Genomic DNA, 3,253 nt, shown 5'->3' on the forward strand with positions numbered 1-3,253 from the left:
AGAGGTTGTGGAGCCGGAGGAGACCGTAATGACCGGGGAATTAGAGAAAACCATTGATGCAAAAATAAAAGAAAATAGTGATAACAGGTCTCGTCAAAAAATGTCAGTCGCCCCCCGGGAAAACTATCAAGAGGAAATGCCGGGAGAATTAACGGATAAGAAAAAGGGCAAAAGTTCCGTAGCGACAATTCTACTGGCGGCGACACTCATCGTGGGATCATTTTTCATATACAATCAAACTGTAAAGAAAAGCTATATCGATGGAAAGAGCTGGGAGGCAGCACTTAATAAAAATACAGTGGAAGGTTACCTATTCTATATGGAATCTTATCCTCACGGAAAGCATTTCAACGAGGCACAAAACAACCTCTTAAGCCTTAAATCTGAGGAGGCAGCCGACTGGGAACAAATAAAGTTTACCGGCAATATTTCTGAATTGCACAACTTCCTTGATCAGCACCCGGGAAGTCCCTACACCCTGCTGGCAGAGATACGAATCGACTCGCTATCCTGGATGGGGGCCTTGAGGACGAACACTCCCGAATCTTACTCCGGCTATATAACCTTATCGCAAAACGGGGAAATCAGGGGGGAATACATAGCTGAAGCGCTAAAAAGAGATAAGATGCTTTCACCGCAGTACCCGCAAAATGAAGCCCTTTCTGATAGCATATTTGCCATTGTAAACGGATTTTACTCGTCGCTCTCGGCAGTAGATCACAACAAGATGTCTCTTTACCTGGCACCGGTTGTAAAAAGGTTTTTTAATTCCGGTACAGCCACCCGCGAAAAGATAACCGGGGAACTGCTTGTTGCCGGTGCACAGTCACAGGGCTCAACGCTGAAATTCACACCAAACACTGAAGCGGTGAATTATGAAAAGACCACAGAAGGATACTACAAAATAAATGTGCCGCTTATGAAGTCATATGTGAAAAACGAAAACATAGAGCTGGTACCGGGCTATATTGTACATATGGAGTTGAATCCCGGCTTTCAGATAATCAGCATTCATGAAACAAAACCATATCCCGGTGCACCCTGATCCATAAGTCAGAGAAACACCTTTCGGAGGACTTAGTTTAAACATAATCATCATATGTTTGTTTAAAAACTATCTATGCAATTCCAACTTACATCTCAATATAAACCCACCGGAGATCAGCCGGAAGCCATAAAAGCGCTGCTGGAGGGGCTGCGACAGAAGGTCCCATATCAGACACTGCTGGGTGTTACCGGGTCGGGTAAAACATTCACAGTAGCCAACGTAATTGCACAGATAAATAAACCAACGCTGGTGCTCAGTCACAACAAAACCCTGGCAGCCCAGTTGTACAGCGAGTTTAGGAGTTTTTTCCCGAATAACGCGGTGGAGTATTTCGTTTCCTATTATGATTATTACCAGCCGGAAGCATATATTCCGTCGACCGATACTTATATTGAAAAGGACCTATCAATTAACGATGAAATAGAGAAGCTCAGGCTGGCTGCCACATCATCACTCCTATCGGGAAGAAATGATGTAATAGTGGTGTCTTCAGTTTCATGCCTGTACGGCATAGGTAATCCCGAAGATTTTAATAAAATAACTATCGATGTCAGGGTAGGGCAGTCTATAGATAGAGACCAGCTGTTGCGACTGCTTGTGAACAGCCTATACTCTCGCAACGAAACAGCTGACTTTAATCGTGGAAACTTCCGGGTTAAAGGTGATACAGTTGATGTGTTTCTTGCATATCACGACTATATAGTGCGCATTATCTTCTGGGGCGACGAGATTGAGAGTATCGAGCAGGTTGACCCGCTCACCGGGGTAACCGAAGAGCGATTGGATTCGTACCGCATTTTTCCGGCAAATCTTTTTGTTACCACCCAGGAGCGTATCTTCAGAGCGGTTGATGAGATACAGATAGATCTTGGCAAGCAAGTTGAATTTTTCAGGTCGATAGGAAAGCCGCTGGAAGCCAAAAGGCTCTATGAAAGGGTTATCTTCGACTTGGAGATGATAAAAGAGATAGGATACTGCTCAGGAATTGAGAACTATTCACGGTATTTCGACGGACGGCTGCCGGGTACGCGCCCCTTCTGCCTGCTAGATTTTTTTCCTGATGATTATCTCACTGTTATCGATGAAAGCCATGTAACAATTCCGCAGATCCGCGCAATGTATGGGGGAGATCACTCCCGAAAGATGAACCTGGTGGAATATGGCTTCAGGTTGCCCGCAGCAATCGATAACAGGCCGCTCAAGTTCGAAGAGTTTGAAGCCCTCACACCCGAAATTATCTTCGTTAGTGCAACACCGGCCGATTACGAACTCGAAAAATCCGAAGGTATCGTTGTGGACCAGCTTATACGTCCCACCGGACTGCTCGATCCGCCCATCGATGTGAGGCCGAGCCTTAATCAGATAGACGACCTGATGGAGGAGATACAGCAACGGGTAGAGAAGGATGAGCGGGTGCTTGTGACTACTCTTACCAAACGTATGGCTGAAGAGTTGACAAACTATCTTGCCGGTAATAATGTCCGTTGTAACTATATTCACTCAGACGTGGAAACACTGGAACGGGTGAAAATTATTGATGACCTTCGAAACGGATTGTTTGATGTACTTATCGGCGTTAACCTGTTGCGTGAGGGACTCGACCTGCCCGAAGTATCGCTTGTGGCTGTTATCGATGCCGACAAGGAGGGCTTTCTGCGTTCTCACCGTTCACTCACACAGACTTCAGGAAGGGCAGCACGAAATGTTAACGGTAAAGTGATCTTCTATGCCGATAAGATTACTGACAGCATGCAGATGACCATCAATGAGACCAACCGCCGCCGCGAAAAGCAGATGAAATACAACGAATTGCACAATATTACACCTCAACAGATAAAGAAGTCCCAGACATCGGCATTGAGTATAAAATACACATCGGCAGTTGAGACGAAAGCTTACGTAGAACCAGGCTATTATGCCATAGCTGCAGAGCCCGGTAGTGAATATGCTTCAGCCGATGAACTGAAGATAAAGATTGAACAGACCCGTAAAGCAATGATGGCCGCAGCAAAAAAACTGGAGTTTCTTGAGGCTGCTCAGCTGAGGGACCAGCTGATCATTCTGGAAGGACTTGTTAAAAGTGATGTTGTGAGAGATACAAAAAGCAACGGGAATAGCGATGTCAGGATCAAAGAGAAAAAAAGATAAAAAATATTTGACAGTGGTACAACCGGCTGAACTGTCATACAATCATACAATCATACA

At 45.2% G+C, this 3,253-nt stretch carries 2 protein-coding genes; both read left to right on the forward strand.

Features of this window, described 5'->3' with window-relative positions:
* Positions 1–1,045: hypothetical protein (locus B3Z75_RS10895; protein ID WP_286845537.1), on the forward strand; the 1,045-nt coding region annotated here is incomplete at its 5' end.
* A 75-nt stretch (positions 1,046–1,120) separates the two neighbouring features.
* Entirely contained in the window at positions 1,121–3,196 is a 2,076-nt protein-coding gene (uvrB, locus tag B3Z75_RS10900; RefSeq protein WP_238865750.1) for an excinuclease ABC subunit UvrB, read from the forward strand.
* Positions 3,197–3,253 lie beyond the last annotated feature (57 nt).

The organism is Proteiniphilum sp. UBA1028 (assembly GCF_002316955.1).
Taxonomy (GTDB): domain Bacteria; phylum Bacteroidota; class Bacteroidia; order Bacteroidales; family Dysgonomonadaceae; genus Proteiniphilum.